General features: G+C 45.2%; 14 protein-coding genes. 5 read left to right on the forward strand and 9 right to left on the reverse strand.

Annotated features, from left to right (window positions below; genetic code table 11):
* Window positions 1-86: 86 nt before the first annotated feature.
* Both AC4E8B_RS03040 and corA read right to left on the reverse strand, forming a co-directional pair.
* Complete coding sequence (locus AC4E8B_RS03040) at window positions 87-794, reverse strand: hypothetical protein (protein ID WP_490216940.1); 708 nt, start codon at window positions 792-794, stop codon at window positions 87-89.
* Between the two features lie 27 nt (window positions 795-821).
* Complete coding sequence (corA, locus tag AC4E8B_RS03045; RefSeq protein WP_490216941.1) at window positions 822-1,772, reverse strand: magnesium/cobalt transporter CorA; 951 nt, start codon at window positions 1,770-1,772, stop codon at window positions 822-824.
* 206 nt (window positions 1,773-1,978) lie between these two features.
* On the opposite strand from corA, the gene AC4E8B_RS03050 reads away from it, so the two are divergent.
* Both AC4E8B_RS03050 and AC4E8B_RS03055 read left to right on the forward strand, forming a co-directional pair.
* Complete coding sequence (locus AC4E8B_RS03050; protein WP_490216943.1) at window positions 1,979-2,248, forward strand: IDEAL domain-containing protein; 270 nt, start codon at window positions 1,979-1,981, stop codon at window positions 2,246-2,248.
* Window positions 2,249-2,428: 180 nt separating this feature from the next.
* Entirely contained in the window at window positions 2,429-4,660 is a 2,232-nt protein-coding gene (locus tag AC4E8B_RS03055; RefSeq protein ID WP_490216945.1) for a putative bifunctional diguanylate cyclase/phosphodiesterase, read from the forward strand.
* Window positions 4,661-4,699: 39 nt separating this feature from the next.
* Here AC4E8B_RS03055 and AC4E8B_RS03060 read toward each other — a convergent pair whose 3' ends face one another.
* Window positions 4,700-5,443 (reverse strand): MerR family transcriptional regulator, encoded by a 744-nt coding sequence (locus AC4E8B_RS03060; protein WP_490216946.1) that lies wholly within the window; start codon window positions 5,441-5,443, stop codon window positions 4,700-4,702.
* A 193-nt stretch (window positions 5,444-5,636) separates the two neighbouring features.
* On the reverse strand, window positions 5,637-6,008 hold the full coding sequence (locus AC4E8B_RS03065) for a winged helix-turn-helix transcriptional regulator (protein WP_022543312.1): 372 nt from the start codon (window positions 6,006-6,008) through the stop codon (window positions 5,637-5,639).
* Window positions 6,009-6,182: 174 nt separating this feature from the next.
* Between AC4E8B_RS03065 and AC4E8B_RS03070 the strand changes: the two genes are divergently transcribed.
* Both AC4E8B_RS03070 and AC4E8B_RS03075 read left to right on the forward strand, forming a co-directional pair.
* Window positions 6,183-7,394 (forward strand): MFS transporter, encoded by a 1,212-nt coding sequence (locus AC4E8B_RS03070; protein WP_490216947.1) that lies wholly within the window; start codon window positions 6,183-6,185, stop codon window positions 7,392-7,394.
* 33 nt (window positions 7,395-7,427) lie between these two features.
* Window positions 7,428-8,270, forward strand: coding sequence for an aldo/keto reductase (locus AC4E8B_RS03075; protein WP_490216949.1), 843 nt, complete (start codon window positions 7,428-7,430; stop codon window positions 8,268-8,270).
* Window positions 8,271-8,743: 473 nt separating this feature from the next.
* On the opposite strand, the gene AC4E8B_RS03080 is transcribed toward AC4E8B_RS03075, so the two are convergent.
* Window positions 8,744-10,174 carry a vWA domain-containing protein gene (locus AC4E8B_RS03080; protein WP_490216951.1) on the reverse strand — a complete coding sequence of 477 codons (1,431 nt, stop codon included), beginning with the start codon at window positions 10,172-10,174 and terminating at the stop codon, window positions 8,744-8,746.
* A gap of 206 nt (window positions 10,175-10,380) precedes the next feature.
* On the opposite strand from AC4E8B_RS03080, the gene AC4E8B_RS03085 reads away from it, so the two are divergent.
* Window positions 10,381-10,929 (forward strand): glutathione peroxidase, encoded by a 549-nt coding sequence (locus AC4E8B_RS03085; protein WP_490216952.1) that lies wholly within the window; start codon window positions 10,381-10,383, stop codon window positions 10,927-10,929.
* A gap of 45 nt (window positions 10,930-10,974) precedes the next feature.
* Here AC4E8B_RS03085 and AC4E8B_RS03090 read toward each other — a convergent pair whose 3' ends face one another.
* The 4 genes from AC4E8B_RS03090 to AC4E8B_RS03105 form a co-directional block, all read right to left on the reverse strand.
* On the reverse strand, window positions 10,975-11,568 hold the full coding sequence (locus tag AC4E8B_RS03090; RefSeq protein WP_490216954.1) for a hypothetical protein: 594 nt from the start codon (window positions 11,566-11,568) through the stop codon (window positions 10,975-10,977).
* A gap of 29 nt (window positions 11,569-11,597) precedes the next feature.
* A complete protein-coding gene (locus tag AC4E8B_RS03095; RefSeq protein WP_490216955.1) occupies window positions 11,598-12,332 on the reverse strand; it encodes an EAL and HDOD domain-containing protein in 735 nt (244 codons plus the stop codon).
* Window positions 12,333-12,826: 494 nt separating this feature from the next.
* Window positions 12,827-14,104 (reverse strand): IS110 family RNA-guided transposase, encoded by a 1,278-nt coding sequence (locus AC4E8B_RS03100; RefSeq protein WP_490216957.1) that lies wholly within the window; start codon window positions 14,102-14,104, stop codon window positions 12,827-12,829.
* Window positions 14,105-14,212: 108 nt separating this feature from the next.
* Complete coding sequence (locus AC4E8B_RS03105; protein ID WP_490216958.1) at window positions 14,213-14,599, reverse strand: hypothetical protein; 387 nt, start codon at window positions 14,597-14,599, stop codon at window positions 14,213-14,215.
* Window positions 14,600-14,644: the final 45 nt, after the last annotated feature.

Consider the following 14,644-nt stretch of genomic DNA (forward strand, 5'->3'; position numbering starts at 1 on the left):
CATATCTACGTAAAAATTAAAGGGAGGACGGAAGGTTTCTTCTGTCCTCTTTATCTGCCAGCCATTACTGAAACAGCTGCCGTCCCCTAATCTTCCTGCTTCTTAATCTTAGAAGGATTATTAATCTTATAGCGCACATCTTTATTCAGCTTCCGGTCGACGATTTTGGCTTCAAAGGTGAGCCTGTTTCCTTCGGTCAGCTCTGCTTTTTTCAGTGTTTTGCTGTAGCTGCACCAGGCTTCGCCCACTTCGAGCGGGCTTTCTCCTGTAATCTGCACCTGCTCAAAGACGATGATTTCTTCATCCGTTTCATTGAAATGATTATATTTTGTCGTAAATTCCTTTATTGCCGCCTCAAAAGGAACCTTATCAGCCGGAAGGTCCAGGGCGGGAGCTTTTCTCTGTTTCTTTTCTGCCGGCTTTTTTTCTTCCGGAGCCTGCGCAGGGGCCTTCGCCGGCTCTCCTGCCTCTGGAAGGCCTGTATCCTTCTGGGAATCTCCCGCTTCAAGGGAACTGATTCTACCAAAGGAAGAGCTCTGCATTTCTTTTAAGTAGGCAGGATGGACGCAGTGAAGAGCGTCATTGGAAAACGCCACTACAGCAGTTTCATGATTGCCTGTCTGCAAAAATCCTTTTATGGCAACAGTATAAGCGGCAGCCCCGCGTTTGTAAGAGAATTCCTGCTTAGCGTTTTTGGCAGAGGCTGTGATCAGTCCCCACTCCCTTAATTTAGCCGCATAGTCATCTTCGTCGGCAAAGGTGAAAAATTCTCCGGGTGGTATCGTTTTGAACATGGATGGCTCCTCCTATCTTTCTATTTTCTACTTGAACCAGCCTTTCTTCTTGAACCAGGCAAACATCGCAAGCCCAATAAAGAGCATGACCAGCAAGGTTGCGTGGTAGCCGCTGTTCCATTTCAGCTCTGGCATATGCTCGAAGTTCATCCCATATATACCGGCAATGAAGGTAAGGGGCATGAATATGGTCGTGATGACCGTCAGCACCTTCATGACCCTGTTTGTCTGATGGGCATTCAATGACAAATAGCTGTCCCTGATATCGGTGGTCAGCTCCCGGTTTTCTTCAATCATCTCTGCAAGCTTGAGGAGATGGTCATGGATGTCGGAAAAATATTTGATTTTTTCCTGGAAGCCCGCCAGCCGCTGGGAGTTCAGCATCCTGTAAATAAGATCCCTCATCGGGGCGACAGTGTGCCTCAGGGCCAAAAGATCGTGCCTGGCATCAAAAAGATCTTCCAGTAAAAGCTCCATCGGCCTGTCCTTTGAATTTTCGTCAATATCATTCAGCGTGTCCTCCAGCTGGTAGACGAGCGGAAAGTAGTTGTCCACAATTTTATCAAGAATATGGTATAGAACCAAGAGCGGCTCCCATTTATCAGGCGAGTTGGACAGCCTGAGCCTTTCCCTGACATCTTCTATTTCAGTGGAGGGATGGTGATGGAAAGTAATCACATAATTCTGCCCGAGGAAAAAGTTAACTTCTTCACGAACAATCGTATCCGGATTGACGCTATGCGTAACAAAAAATGCATAGTCTTCATAATAGTCCAGCTTTGGGCGCTGAAGCACATGGATGCAGTCCTCAATGGCGAGCGGGTGGAAATTCAATGGCTTTCTCAGCAGCTCGATTTCTTCATCGGAAGGATTGCTGAAATCTGCCCAGTACCAGAGAATATCTTCTTCCAGCAGCCTGGCGATATCCCAGTTGCTCTTAATTTCGTGATTCTTCGTTACCGCAATCGTTTTGATCATATTATCTCCTTTTAAGGGTATCATCTCTATAATAAACGAAATAAATGATGAAATGAAATTAGAATATAGGCTGTTGATGCAGGCTTTTTGAGTGAAATAAAGACATAAGACCGATTGACCTGTTATTTTTAAGGAAATTCGGGTAATAAATAAGTACTAACACAATTGAATGATATTATCTTATAAAAACAGGAGGCAGGAACGATATGAATTCCGAGTACAAACCGAACCAGTTCAACCAGGATCAGTATTTATCATCCATCCATGACCTAGCGGATAAAGACAGCTGGAAGACAAGAAAGATTCTGTCTCAGGAAACGACAGAATATACAGATGCAGTGAACGAAGTCATTGGAAAGGTGCAGGGCGAGTGGCTTGAAGCTAAACGATATGATGAAATCGACAAAGCCTTGGATATTAAAGACGAAGAACGTTTTCTGGCCCTCACATCAGAAAACTGGGAAGCGGTGTTATAAAGAAGAATGGATAGAAGAGAAAACATATATGATTTCCGATCGGGCCCATTTTTTTCAAATGGAAATGAGCCCGATTTTTTTATCGTTTTCACTATAAATATGTGATAATAGGCTTAAGGTACCCAGCACTGGAGTTGATGTGTCCGCTGGGAAAGCTTATACATAGGAGTCATAGCCATAATGAATTTTTTTGCCCGCAACTATACCGTGTTAAAGTGGATATATATATTATGTGCCATATTTTTAATCGATGAAGCCATCGAAATTGCTTTGGGTTACTTTTTTCACCCGGGGGATTTCTGGTTATTCGAGCTGGCTCATATGCTGATCAGCTTTGGTATCCTGATTATCCTGTTTTTGCTTTTTATTCAAAAAGGCATACAGAGCACCACAGCCGAGCTGAGAAAAAGCAATCAGAGGCTCAGCAATATATTTGATACCCTGGATGTCGCTATTTGGCATCATGACCTGAAGAGCGGCCGGCTGATGATTACATCCGGCATTGAAAAGCTGTACGGATTTCCGCGTGAGTCATTTTACCAGGATCACGATTTATGGAAAAAAGTCATCCATCCGAATGATTTATGTGTTCTTAAAGACCGGGAAGAAAAGGTTGGACAGGGCGATCCGGTTGTAAGCGTATACCGGATCATCCGGCCAGAAGGTGGAGTGCGGTGGATTCAGGACCGCGGAATTCCTGTACTCGATAAAAAAGGCAGGCTGACCGAATTTTCGAGCGTCCTGTTTGATGTAACAGACAGGAAAGAAAGTGAAGACCGCTACCGCGGCCTGGTGGAATTGTCCCCGGATTTCATCGGCGTCATATCAGGCAATGTTATTGTTTATATCAATGAAGCAGGGTGCCGGCTGATCGGGGCATCAAGCAAAGAACAGCTTCTGGGCAAGCCGATCACCCAGTTTGTCAGCAAGGAGGCAGCTGTCGATATCTATGGCACTCTGCTGGCAAAGGACAGCGCTGCAGCTGAGAAGAGGCGCTTTGAAGTGCAGGCAAGAACGCTTGAGGGTGTTCTGGTTGATGTCGAGGTCTCATCTATGCCGATCCGGTATGGAGGCAGAGAAGCAGTGCAGGTCATTGGCCGGGATATTACTGAACGGAAAAAGTCGGAAAGAACCATGGAGTATATGGCCTTTTATGACACGCTGACAGGCCTGCCGAACCGGAACGAAATCATGAAGCGGCTGCAGGGCATATTGAACAGCGGCAAAGACAAAGCGGCAGTATTTTTCCTGGATCTGGACCGCTTTAAAATCATCAATGATACAAAAGGCCATTCCACTGGCGACCTTCTTCTTAAAAAGGCAGGCATCCGCCTGGAAGATACCGTAGGGAATCTTGGTCTTGTAGCCAGGCAGGGCGGCGATGAATTCATCATCCTTTTTGAAGAAAAGGAAAAGGAACAGATAGAAGGGGCAGCGAGAGCGATCATCGAGCAGTTCAACAAGCCTTTCATTCTGGAAGGGGAAGAATTTTTTATTACTCCAAGCATCGGCATCAGCCTCTATCCTGAGCACGGGACTGATCAGGAAACGCTGATCAAGCATGCTGATACAGCCATGTACCTTGCAAAGGAAAGAGGAAAGAATAATTTTCAATTTTACACCTCTTCCCTGGAGGGCCTGGCATCCCGGAAAATGGCGCTGGAGAATGGCCTGCGCAAAGCGCTTGACCGCGGGGAGCTTCTGCTTCATTTCCAGCCGCAAATCGATCTGAAGACAGGGAAGCTGAAAGGGACGGAGGCGCTTGTGCGCTGGCAGCAGCAGGATGGGGGGCTTGTTTCCCCTGGGGAATTCATCCCGCTGGCAGAAGAAACCGGCCTGATCGTACCGATGGGAAAATGGATACTGCGGACAGCGTGCGAACAGCATAAACGCTGGAAAGATGAAGGTGCCGGATCGGTTCCGGTAGCAGTCAATATATCAGTCCGGCAGCTTGAGGATCCTGATTTCATCATGTATGTCAAATCAGTTCTGTCTTCCTGTGAAATTGAGCCCGGGTGCCTGGAGCTGGAGATAACAGAGAGCATCATGCAGAATATTGAAAAGGCCACGGTGGCCCTGAATGAATTAAAAAAAATCGGCATCCGTCTTTCTATCGATGATTTTGGAAAAGGCTATTCTTCATTAAGCTATTTAAAGCACTTGCCGATCGACACCATCAAGATTGATAAGTCGTTTGTAGACGATATATTGGATCCTGCCCAGAACGGATCGCTTGTAAAAGCCATTATAGATATGGGCTTGAATCTGAATTTCAGTGTAGTCGCTGAAGGAATTGAACATAAAGAGCAGGCAGAGTTCCTGCTGGAAAATAATTGCCCTATTGGACAGGGGTATTACTTCAGCCGGCCTTTGACAGGAGAAGATTTCAAGGAATTCATAAAAAAATTATAATAAGGAAAACCCAAGCCGCGGAAAGGCTTGGGTTTTCTATTATTTATTTTTGTCTGCGTAAACCATCATGCTGTCGCGCATAAAGATGGCCAGGCCTTCTCCGAATTTGTCTATATTCCTGGTGAAGCGCTCATCATCGGCATACATCTGCCCGAGGCCCTTAAAGGCATCCAATGAATAGCTGCCCATTTTATTCAGGAATATATACCATTCTTCAATCGCCTCCTGGGCTTTGTCTGAATCAGGGGACATATGGCGCACTTCCGCAAGGCGCCGGTAAATCGCGTTCATAGAATCCCCCAGCTTCTGCTGCTCTTCTTTTGTCATATTGAAAACCTTCTTATTGGAAGCATCAACAGCTTTATCCCCCCAGCGTTCACGGGCCTCCTGCTCATAGGGGTTCGAGCTGAAGTCAAAGCCCTCAAATCTTTCTTCATTTGACATGTGTATCTCTCCTTTCGTGTGCCTGATCGTTTTATCCAGCGTGGCAATCATCTTATCAAGACGGCTGCGCTTTTCATGCAGCATTTCCCGGTGCAGCTCTAAAGCCTTTTGCTGGTCAAACGAAGGGCTGCTGATAATTTCTTTAATTTTCTTCAAAGGGAAGCCGAGCTCTTTGAAAAAGAGGATCTGCTGCAGCGTCTGCAGATTTTCATCAGAGTACAGCCGGTATCCTGCCTCGGAAACCTCATCCGGGACGAGGAGCCCGATTTCATCATAATGATGAAGTGTGCGCACACTGATGCCAGCCAGCCCGGCTGCTTCTTTTACCTTCATGGCCATTTCATCCGGCCTCCCTTCAATAAACACTTTAAAGTATCACGCAGCGTGAGAGTCAACAGGTAAAATACAAATATTTATAAAGAGGAGCAAATAATTAAAAGAAGACCTGCAGAGTGCAGGTCATGCAAGATTGGCCAAAGAACGCCGCGCCTTTAGCCTGCGTTCCTTATAAGGGCAAGCTGCTTCCGTATTTCTATTTCAGCTTATCGTTCAGCACACTTTCTTCTAATACGGAAAATTTATCGCCATAGACTTTGGTGATATGGCGCTCGCCCCAGGCGCAGAGGGCGTCAAGGATGCTTTCGAGTGATTTGCCGTAGTCACTGAGCTCGTATTCAACCTTCGGGGGGACCTGGTTGTAGACGATCCGGTTGATAACACCGTCCTCCTCAAGCTCGCGAAGCTGCTGGGTGAGCATTTTCTGTGTGATATTCGGCATGAGCCTCTTCAGCTCACTCGTCCGTTTTTTCCCGTGGGTCAGGTGGCAGAGAATCACAGTCTTCCATTTCCCGCCGATTACTTCAAGGGTGGCTTCCACCGAAATATTGTATTTCTTTTTCTCCATCATGATCACTCCTGTTTCATAGGAACCAAAAGGTGCCTATAGAACTTTTCGGTGCCTATAGCACTATAAAGTACGTACTTTTCAAAAGAAACGCTATATCCCATAATAGCATTTGCCGGCAGGAAATTGCTATACTCATAAAATTTTCATAGATAGGAATAGGAGGAGAAAAATATGCCATCTGGCAAAAAAACAAGTTTGCTTCCGCTGCTTGCGCTTGCAGTCAGTGCATTTGCAATCGGAACAACTGAATTCATTTCAGTCGGGCTGCTGCCGATGATCGCGGAAGATTTGAATATTCCCGTCACTACAGCAGGACTGACTGTTTCTATATATGCACTGGGGGTCATGTTCGGAGCGCCTGTCCTTACCTCGCTCACTGCTAAAATGTCCCGCAAATCACTTTTGCTTTGGATCATGGTGGTATTCATTGCGGGGAATATCATTGCTGCATCATCTGGCAGCATAGGTATTCTCCTTGCAGCGCGGATTATTTCGGCCTTGAGCCACGGAGTGTTCATGTCTATCGGCTCTACCATTGCCGCCGATTTAGTGCCGAAGGATAAGAGGGCAAGTGCCATCTCAATCATGTTTACAGGCCTGACTGTTGCCACAGTAACAGGCGTTCCGTTTGGGACATTCCTCGGCCAGCAGTTTGGCTGGAGATTTGCTTTTGTAGCGATTGTCGTGATCGGCATCATTGCCTTTATTGCCAACAGCATCCTTGTGCCAAGAAATCTTTCAAAAGGGTCAAAAGCTGCATTTGCCGATCAGATCAAACTGATCACGAACGGCCGGCTGCTGCTGGTTTTCATAATAACGGCGCTTGGCTATGGCGGCACATTTGTTGTGTTTACGTATCTGTCACCACTGCTGCAGGAAGTGACCGGCTTTAAAGCTGGTACAGTGGCTGCCATATTGCTTTTATATGGAATCGCCATTGCGATAGGAAATATGGCCGGCGGCCGCTTGGCGAACAAAAATCCAATCAGGGCACTTTTTTATATGTTCATTATCCAGGCCGTGGTTTTGCTGCTGCTCACATTTGCAGCGCCTTATAAAACAGCAGGCTTGATCGTCATCCTGCTGATGGGGCTGTTTGCATTCATGAACGTCCCAGGGCTCCAGGTATATGTTGTTATGCTGGCAGAGCGGTTTGTCCCCGGAGCGGTGGATGTGGCTTCTGCTATTAATATTGCCGCCTTCAACGCCGGAATTGCGATTGGTTCATATTTGGGTGGACGCGTCACAGACTCTATCGGGCTGATCCATACACCGTGGATCGGCGCCAGCATGGTGCTTGGCGCTGTCATTCTTACAGGCTGGAGCATGAAGCTGGAAAACCGGGATATGAAAACAAACACTATCAATGGGGGAGCTGCTTAAAGCAGCTTCCGGAAAAATAAAGGAGGAGCAGTGATGATGAAAAGCATTCAAGATAAAACAGTTTTAAATAATGGTGTGGAAATGCCATGGATGGGATTGGGCGTTTTTAAAGTAGAAGAAGGGCCGGAGCTGGTCAACGCCGTAAAAACAGCAATCAAGCTCGGTTACCGGAGCATTGACACAGCTGCCATTTATGGAAATGAAGAAGGCGTCGGACAGGGAATCAGGGAGGGGATTGCGGAAGCAGGCATATCCCGCGAGGACCTTTTTATCACATCAAAGGTGTGGAACAGTGATTTAGGCTATGAGTCAACAATCCAGGCATATGAAACAAGCCTGCAGAAGCTTGGGCTTGAATATCTGGATCTGTATCTTATCCATTGGCCGGTGGAAGGGAAGTATAAAGACGCATGGCGTGCACTTGAAACTCTTTATAAAAAAGGACAAGTAAGAGCTATCGGCGTGAGCAACTTCCAAGTGCACCAGCTGGAGGAATTGTTGAAGGATGCAGAGGTAAAGCCGGTGATCAATCAGGTAGAATACCATCCGCGTCTTACCCAGCAGGAAGTAAAAGCATTCTGCCGGGAAAATGGAATCCAGCTTGAGGCGTGGAGCCCGCTTATGCAGGGGCAGCTGCTGGACAATGAAATCATTGCTGCAATTGCTGAAAGGCATGGCAAATCTGCGGCCCAGGTTATCCTGCGATGGGATCTTCAAAATGGTGTCATCACAATCCCTAAATCAACAAAGGAGCACAGGATTGCTGCCAATAGTGCCATATTTGATTTTGAGCTATCTGGAGATGAAATGGACCAGATCAGCTCACTGAACCAAAACCTGCGTGTTGGGCCGGATCCGGATAATTTTGATTTTTAATGGCTTTATTCGTAAATATTGTTGCTTTTAATTATAATGATAAACAATTTACATTTTAGGGTATCGTCTCCTGATTTAAGTGGCCAGCAAGCCTTAATATAAGCGGAGATTTTCCGGTTAGACTGCTGAATATGGTACGAGTGGGTTTAAATAAGCGGAGACTTTCCGGTAAAACGAAGCGAAGTTGCCCATTTTCCTGTTTTTTGAGTCGATAGCCGGAATTTCTCCGTCTATTTGAGCTATTTTTAGAGCTTTTTTGAAATTAGGGGGAATTGCTCCGCTTATTTTTCAACCTGTCAATGATCCCTCATTCAGGTCCGGAAAGGTCCGTTCTTTTAGGGCTGGGCGGGGAAGAAACCGCCTCCTGAAGAGGTATTTATCATGTCTTATAAAGATGAAAAGATAGCAACAATCTATTCAAAAGCCATTTAATAGAAAAACAAAGCCCCGGCTATATCCGGGGCTTTTCCTTATCAGTTATCGTTCTCCAGGACCTCATACCATTTATCCTTCCAGGCTTCTACTTTGCTGTTAATTTCATCTCTTGCCTTTTGTGCTTCTTCCTCTTTTTGTTCGTATAAGTCCTTGAAATGCGCATCGCGGATTTCATGCCTGGTCTCCGCCAGTTCTTCTGCTTCTTCCGCCGCCTCGGAACTGATCAGCTCTTCACTTTCGAGGAAGGATACGGCACTTTTAATTCTGTCTTTCTCTCTATCGGAAATCAATCTGATCGGGTTGGATAGATCAAGAAGCCTTTCTTTCTGGTCTACCGTCTCATGCAATGGTACTCCCAGCTGGGAAAATATCTGGCCCAGGCTCGGCTTCCATTTTTTCAGCACCTGGTCTTCCAGCTCGTCTTTATCCCGGACCGTCGCATAAGTCCCGCCGCCCGCCTCCGCAACCTCCTTCAGCTGTTTTTGCCCTTCGTCATCAACATCGAAGCCAATGATATTGACCTTTGCCTCGATATTGCTGCCCTGAAGCTGCCGCGCTGCTTCTACAGGGTCTCCGTCACAGGTCTCAACCCCATCGCTGACAATATAGATAGTGTTTTTATAATCCGTGCTGTTATAAGCGGACAAAAGCTCCCGTGCTTTGTCAATCGCTCCAGCCAGCGGAGTCCAGCCGCTTGCTTCAAATGAATCCATAGATTGGTTGAAGGCCGTTTTCTCATAGGCCCCCAAAGCAAATACCTCATCAATGCGGCTGCAGGATTCTGCTTTATCTTCATCGTTCCCTGTCCCTACATGTCCGTACGCCATTAAGGAAATACTGGCATCATCCTCCAGTGAACTTGTGAACTCCTTGATGGTTTCTTTGGCAAGCGCCATTTTATTGCCGCCGCTGACGTCAGCTTTCATGCTTCCGCTTGCATCCATCAGGATGACTACATTAGATTTCTGGTTCTTTGCCTGCTGAATCTCATCTTCCCCATCAGGGAGCTCAGGCATCACATGGCCGTGCTCAAAAGAAACAAGGTCCTCATAGTAGGACTGGTATAAACCTGAACCCAGCTGATAGACCAGATAGTCGTATACCTGGCTGCCGGATGCATCCTTGTTCCCGGAGAAATATGCTTTCATTTCTTTCTCTGCTGCCGGCTGGAGTGTCTGCTCATTAAAGCCGGTGTATTTTTTGGAGTCCCACAGATCGGCAACCTCCACCTCAGGTTCCAGTTTACCTTCAAGAATTTTGCCTGGTTTCTGGGCAACCATGCCCTCAATATCTTCCGCTGCCTCCGGTATCTTTTCATCAGCAGCTGTTTCCTTCTCCCGGGCTTCTTCCTGGGGAGCATCACTTTTCTTTTCACCTGAAGCTTTTTCATCTTCCCCGCTGCAGGCTGCCAGAACCAGGATGCATAAAAGTGCGAATAAGCTTGCAAGAATATGTATGTTTCTTTTCATATTTCTGTCCTCCTCTTTAGAGATTTTACAATATTTACTAAGCGTCTGCCCTTTTTTACCCAAAATCAGGCATTTAGTAACCCGCTTGATTTAAAATATAGGAAAATAGGAATCTAGAGAGTTCAAACTTCCGAAAGAGAAGAAGGGTATATATAGTTATAAATGACTATTACATAAAGACTATACAGATAGATGGGGGAATCACAGTGAGTGTGTATCAATTTTCAGCTCCGGCAATGAACGGAAGGCAAATCTCTCTGGAAGAATATAGAGGGAAGGTAATGCTGATTGTCAATACAGCAAGCCAGTGCGGCTTTACTTTTCAATATCAGGATCTTCAGAAGCTGTACGACCGCTATAAAGACAGAGGGCTGGTTGTGTTGGGATTCCCATGCAATCAGTTTGGCAATCAGGAACCGGGCAGCGATGAGGAAGTCCAATCCTTCTGCGAGCTCCGCTATGGTGTTTCATTCCCAATGTTTCAAAAAATGGATGTGCGCGACGGAAATGCCCATCCTTTATTCAATTACCTGACTGCACAAAAGCCATTTGAAGGATTTAATGAGCATCATCATGTTGCAAAAATCCTCATTCCTCTGTTGAAGGAAAAGCATCCTGAATACTTGTTCGGCGACTCAATCAAATGGAATTTCACGAAGTTTTTAATAGATTCAGAAGGGAATGCTGTGAAAAGATTCGAGGCTACTACAGATCCATTCGAGATGGAAGCGGACATTGAACGTCTGCTGAGCTGATAGACAAAAGGAGCTCCGATGCCGGGGCTCCTTTTGTGCGCGTAATTATTCCGGAAACTCCCTGGTCACCTGGATGCCCTTTTCCTGAAGCTTCACATTAAATATTGGATATGCTTTCCGTACGGTTTCTGTGATCAGGAAGCTGTACTGTTCCCCATCCTCAAATACAAATGTAAGATTCTTATCCTTTAATCCACCTTTTTCCTTAACAGCAATCTGCTTTGCTTCCTTTAAATCCGCCCACAGAAATTCCTTTTCTCCGAAGCCGAAGAAGGGGTTGATATATATTCCATTGCCGTTCATATAGTGATAATGATCGACGCTGAAGACGGACATCAAGATGCTTGCGGAGATGCCGGCTGCAATCAATCCCTTAGCCCATTTACTTTTGGCCAGGCCGGAAATCATCAGGAGCAGGCTGAGGCTCAATAAAATGAGGGAGCCGGTGAAAACAAAATAAGCTGATCTCGGCGGCTCCAGGAACCAGTATCCGAAGGGATGATACAGGGCCTGCTGAAGAGGGAGCAGCACCACCAGCGGTATAAAGAATGATCCCAACAGCAGAATAAAGGAAATGCCAAGGATATATTGATTTTTGTCCCGTTTCTTTTTTTTAGTAATGGTATAGCTGCTGGACATCTGTTATTCCCCCAAATGAAACTGGCATCTTAAGTATTGATAGAGCGATTTAGACTATCAGCCCAGCCTAGGGCTTCTACGTATTGGCGATATATTTCATCTTCAGGGATTTTGAAGGTGCTGCTCAATTCAGTGATGGAATTGCCTCTTTCTAAAGATGACAGCAAATCTAAGACCATGGCAAATTCGTTTTTATGTCCCAGCAGGGCTTCCTGCATTGCAGGAGTCAGTGGCAGCTCTACAAGAATTTCGTCCATTGGCCGCTCTAAAATTGTATCTATTAGAGAAAATAAGCCAAGCAGGAAATACTCTGAAATATTCCGCTGTTTCAGCTTTCCGATGGATTCTGCAAATTTGGCTCTGCACATTGAAAGCTTAATTGTTTCATTGTCTTTAGCCGACTTATAATCTGAAATGGCCATCAAAAGCACCCACTTGCGAAGCTCGTAAAGTCCCAGTACCATAATGGCTTGTTTGATTGAATGGATTTTGTTTCTCATATGGTAAGCTGCACTGTTTACAATACGCAGGATTTTGTAGGTGAGGGAAAAATCATTTTCTACAAGCTCGGCGATTTCATCGATATCCGGCTCAGGATCATCAATTTTATTCAAAAGATATAAGTGCTGCTGATTGATCAAAGTTGAGGAAACATCCTTGGCATTAATTACTACCGGTTTGCTAAAGAAGTAACCTTGGAACAAAGTGAAGCCAAGAGACTTCGCTATGGTGAAATCCTCTCTGGTTTCTACCTTTTCCGCCAAAAGCTTAACATCTTTATTGGGTAACTCCCTGAGTATCTTTCCTATATCCTGGATGTTTGTTTTAATTATATCAACTTTTATAATATTAGCATAATCGAGGAATGCTTTATTTTCCTCCCTCTATAAATATTGATTTATCAACGGTTTGAGCCGTTAATGGGGTGTCAAAAAAATATTTTTTGACACGAACTCTAACAGTATTTTTCTTTTATGTGAAACTATTCCAACATATGGGTGCGCTACGCGGTCACCAGTGTATAAATATGGTAAATGGTGATTAGGTTATATGCGATGCACAATGGATCTCTGCGTAGCTTATGATGACGTACCCTCCCATGTCTCTGGGCATCAGTGTGCCTACATTCCTTCGTTCGGTCTAGTCATAAGGCAGAGGCTAGCGAAGCTCCTTTAGGGACTCTGGGTCGAATGGAAAAAATAGTGCCAGCTTCTCCGTGTCATCCAGTTGTCTAGGTCTCATTAAGGGATGTAGGGTCTTATGCAGCCTCTTCGAGACTTGGAATATCCCTCATCATTCGCTGTGCATCAAATACTCTGTGCTTCGTGCTTATACCATGCAAAACTTTTAATAGCTTCCCGCATAGAACCACGATGGATTGTTTCTTACGCAATGGATTAACCTTACGGTTTGTATAGTACTCATGAAGCTTTCTAAAGGCTTCGTTGTGGCGAATCATTGGCATCATGACTCGGAATAGGAGGGCTCGCAGCTTTCTCCTTCCCCGTTTAGAGATGCGTTTTTTCCCTTTATGCTCTCCGGATGAGTTCTCACGCAGCGTTAATCCCGCAAGTTTAATGATTTGGCGTGGATCTTCGTAGTGTGAAAAGCTTCCGATCTCAGCTAGTAGGTCAACAATGGTGGCATCTCCAAGCCCAGGCACCGTTGATAGCCATTCATATTCTACAGATGTTTTTACAAGCTTATCTAAATGAAGGGTAATGTTTTCAATATCCTGTTCAAGTTGATGATAATGACGGACAAGTGTGGCAATTTCAATTCGGGCCATCTGGTGTCCTTCTGTTACCCCAATTGAACTGGCAGCGACTTCAATAAGACGCACTGCTTTTGGTTTCTGGGGGGATTTGAGCCCCTCGGCCTTTCGATAAAGAGATAACACTTCATCGGGTTGTTTCTGGTGTAGATCACTCGGAAAAGGAGTGCATTGAAGTGCAGCCAATGCCATTTTTCCGAATGACGGAAATACTTGGACAAACTCAGGGAAATAACGATCCAGCCAGCGAATCATCATGTTTTTGACAGCGCCCAATTCCTCTGTCAATTTACCTCTGAACGATGATCCGACGCGGAGTTCAGCCTCCATGCCTTTCAGGATGCGCGGATAGCTGAAGCGCCCATCTTTTACTAGGCGAGCAATGACCAATGCATCCTTACGGTCGTTTTTAGTTGGCAGATTATCATCCAACTCTTTTGATCGCTTAACATGCATAGGATTAACCATGGCTAGGGGGATTCCCCGTTCCTCTAGAAAATAGGCAAGGTTGAGCCAATAGTGTCCCGTAGGTTCAATCCCTACAATCACTTCTGTTTTGGCGTTCTCTTTCATGGCGGCCAAAATACGTTGATAGAAAAGCTCAAAACCATTTTCTAACTGGGAAACTGAGAAGGATTTCTGAAGCACTCTTCCTCGGTCATCTACAAAGCAAGCATAGTGAGTCCGCTTGGCAATGTCGATTCCAATCACAAGTGTATTTTCGGTGACTTGATTAATTTTCTGATTTTGTTTAAAATCCATTAAGGAGTCCTCCTTGGTTAACTAAGTTAGGGGTCATATCGGCGCACGATTTGACACCCCGTATCATACCAAGAGGGCTCTTTTTTGTTCAAGTCCCCGAAAATCCTTCTAACAGGAATGCTCCTTTAGAACAAAGTCATCCAAAACAATTGTGTACCCCAGCTGTTTAAGTTTAGAGCATGCCAGGAGTATTTCTCTGGTGGGAATGATGTCTTCAAGAATTTCTACTGCTATGGCTTCTTTATCAAAATAGGTTGGAATATCATTCAGAATTAGTTTCTCGGTAAAGTTAATGAAGCATTTTTTTCCGTCCGCGAGCTTGTCCATGCCAATACTAAGGAAGCTGTTTTTTAAGACCTCCAGTGTGGCCATATCCCCATCAGTTTGCAGATAAACATTTTCCTTGCCCGTTCTATTTAATAACTCATAACCAAACAGTTCCTGATGGATATCAAAGATTGGCTGTCTGCCCACGAAAACTTCCACATTCCACACATCCTTCAGTTCTTTGTCCTTATTGAAGTATATACCATTTCAATA

This window comes from Bacillus sp. SRL543 (assembly GCF_984799205.1).

Bases quoted from the DNA above. Each gene is read 5' to 3' on its own strand.
- AC4E8B_RS03050 (WP_490216943.1), top strand. From the start codon at position 1,979: ATGAATTCCGAGTACAAACCGAACCAGTTCAACCAGGATCAGTATTTA.
- AC4E8B_RS03080 (WP_490216951.1), bottom strand. From the start codon at position 10,174: ATGAAAAGAAACATACATATTCTTGCAAGCTTATTCGCACTTTTATGC.
- corA (WP_490216941.1), bottom strand. From the start codon at position 1,772: ATGATCAAAACGATTGCGGTAACGAAGAATCACGAAATTAAGAGCAAC.
- AC4E8B_RS03090 (WP_490216954.1), bottom strand. From the start codon at position 11,568: ATGTCCAGCAGCTATACCATTACTAAAAAAAAGAAACGGGACAAAAAT.
- AC4E8B_RS03075 (WP_490216949.1), top strand. From the start codon at position 7,428: ATGATGAAAAGCATTCAAGATAAAACAGTTTTAAATAATGGTGTGGAA.
- AC4E8B_RS03100 (WP_490216957.1), bottom strand. From the start codon at position 14,104: ATGGATTTTAAACAAAATCAGAAAATTAATCAAGTCACCGAAAATACA.
- AC4E8B_RS03040 (WP_490216940.1), bottom strand. From the start codon at position 794: ATGTTCAAAACGATACCACCCGGAGAATTTTTCACCTTTGCCGACGAA.
- AC4E8B_RS03055 (WP_490216945.1), top strand. From the start codon at position 2,429: ATGAATTTTTTTGCCCGCAACTATACCGTGTTAAAGTGGATATATATA.
- AC4E8B_RS03070 (WP_490216947.1), top strand. From the start codon at position 6,183: ATGCCATCTGGCAAAAAAACAAGTTTGCTTCCGCTGCTTGCGCTTGCA.
- AC4E8B_RS03060 (WP_490216946.1), bottom strand. From the start codon at position 5,443: ATGGCCATGAAGGTAAAAGAAGCAGCCGGGCTGGCTGGCATCAGTGTG.
- AC4E8B_RS03065 (WP_022543312.1), bottom strand. From the start codon at position 6,008: ATGGAGAAAAAGAAATACAATATTTCGGTGGAAGCCACCCTTGAAGTA.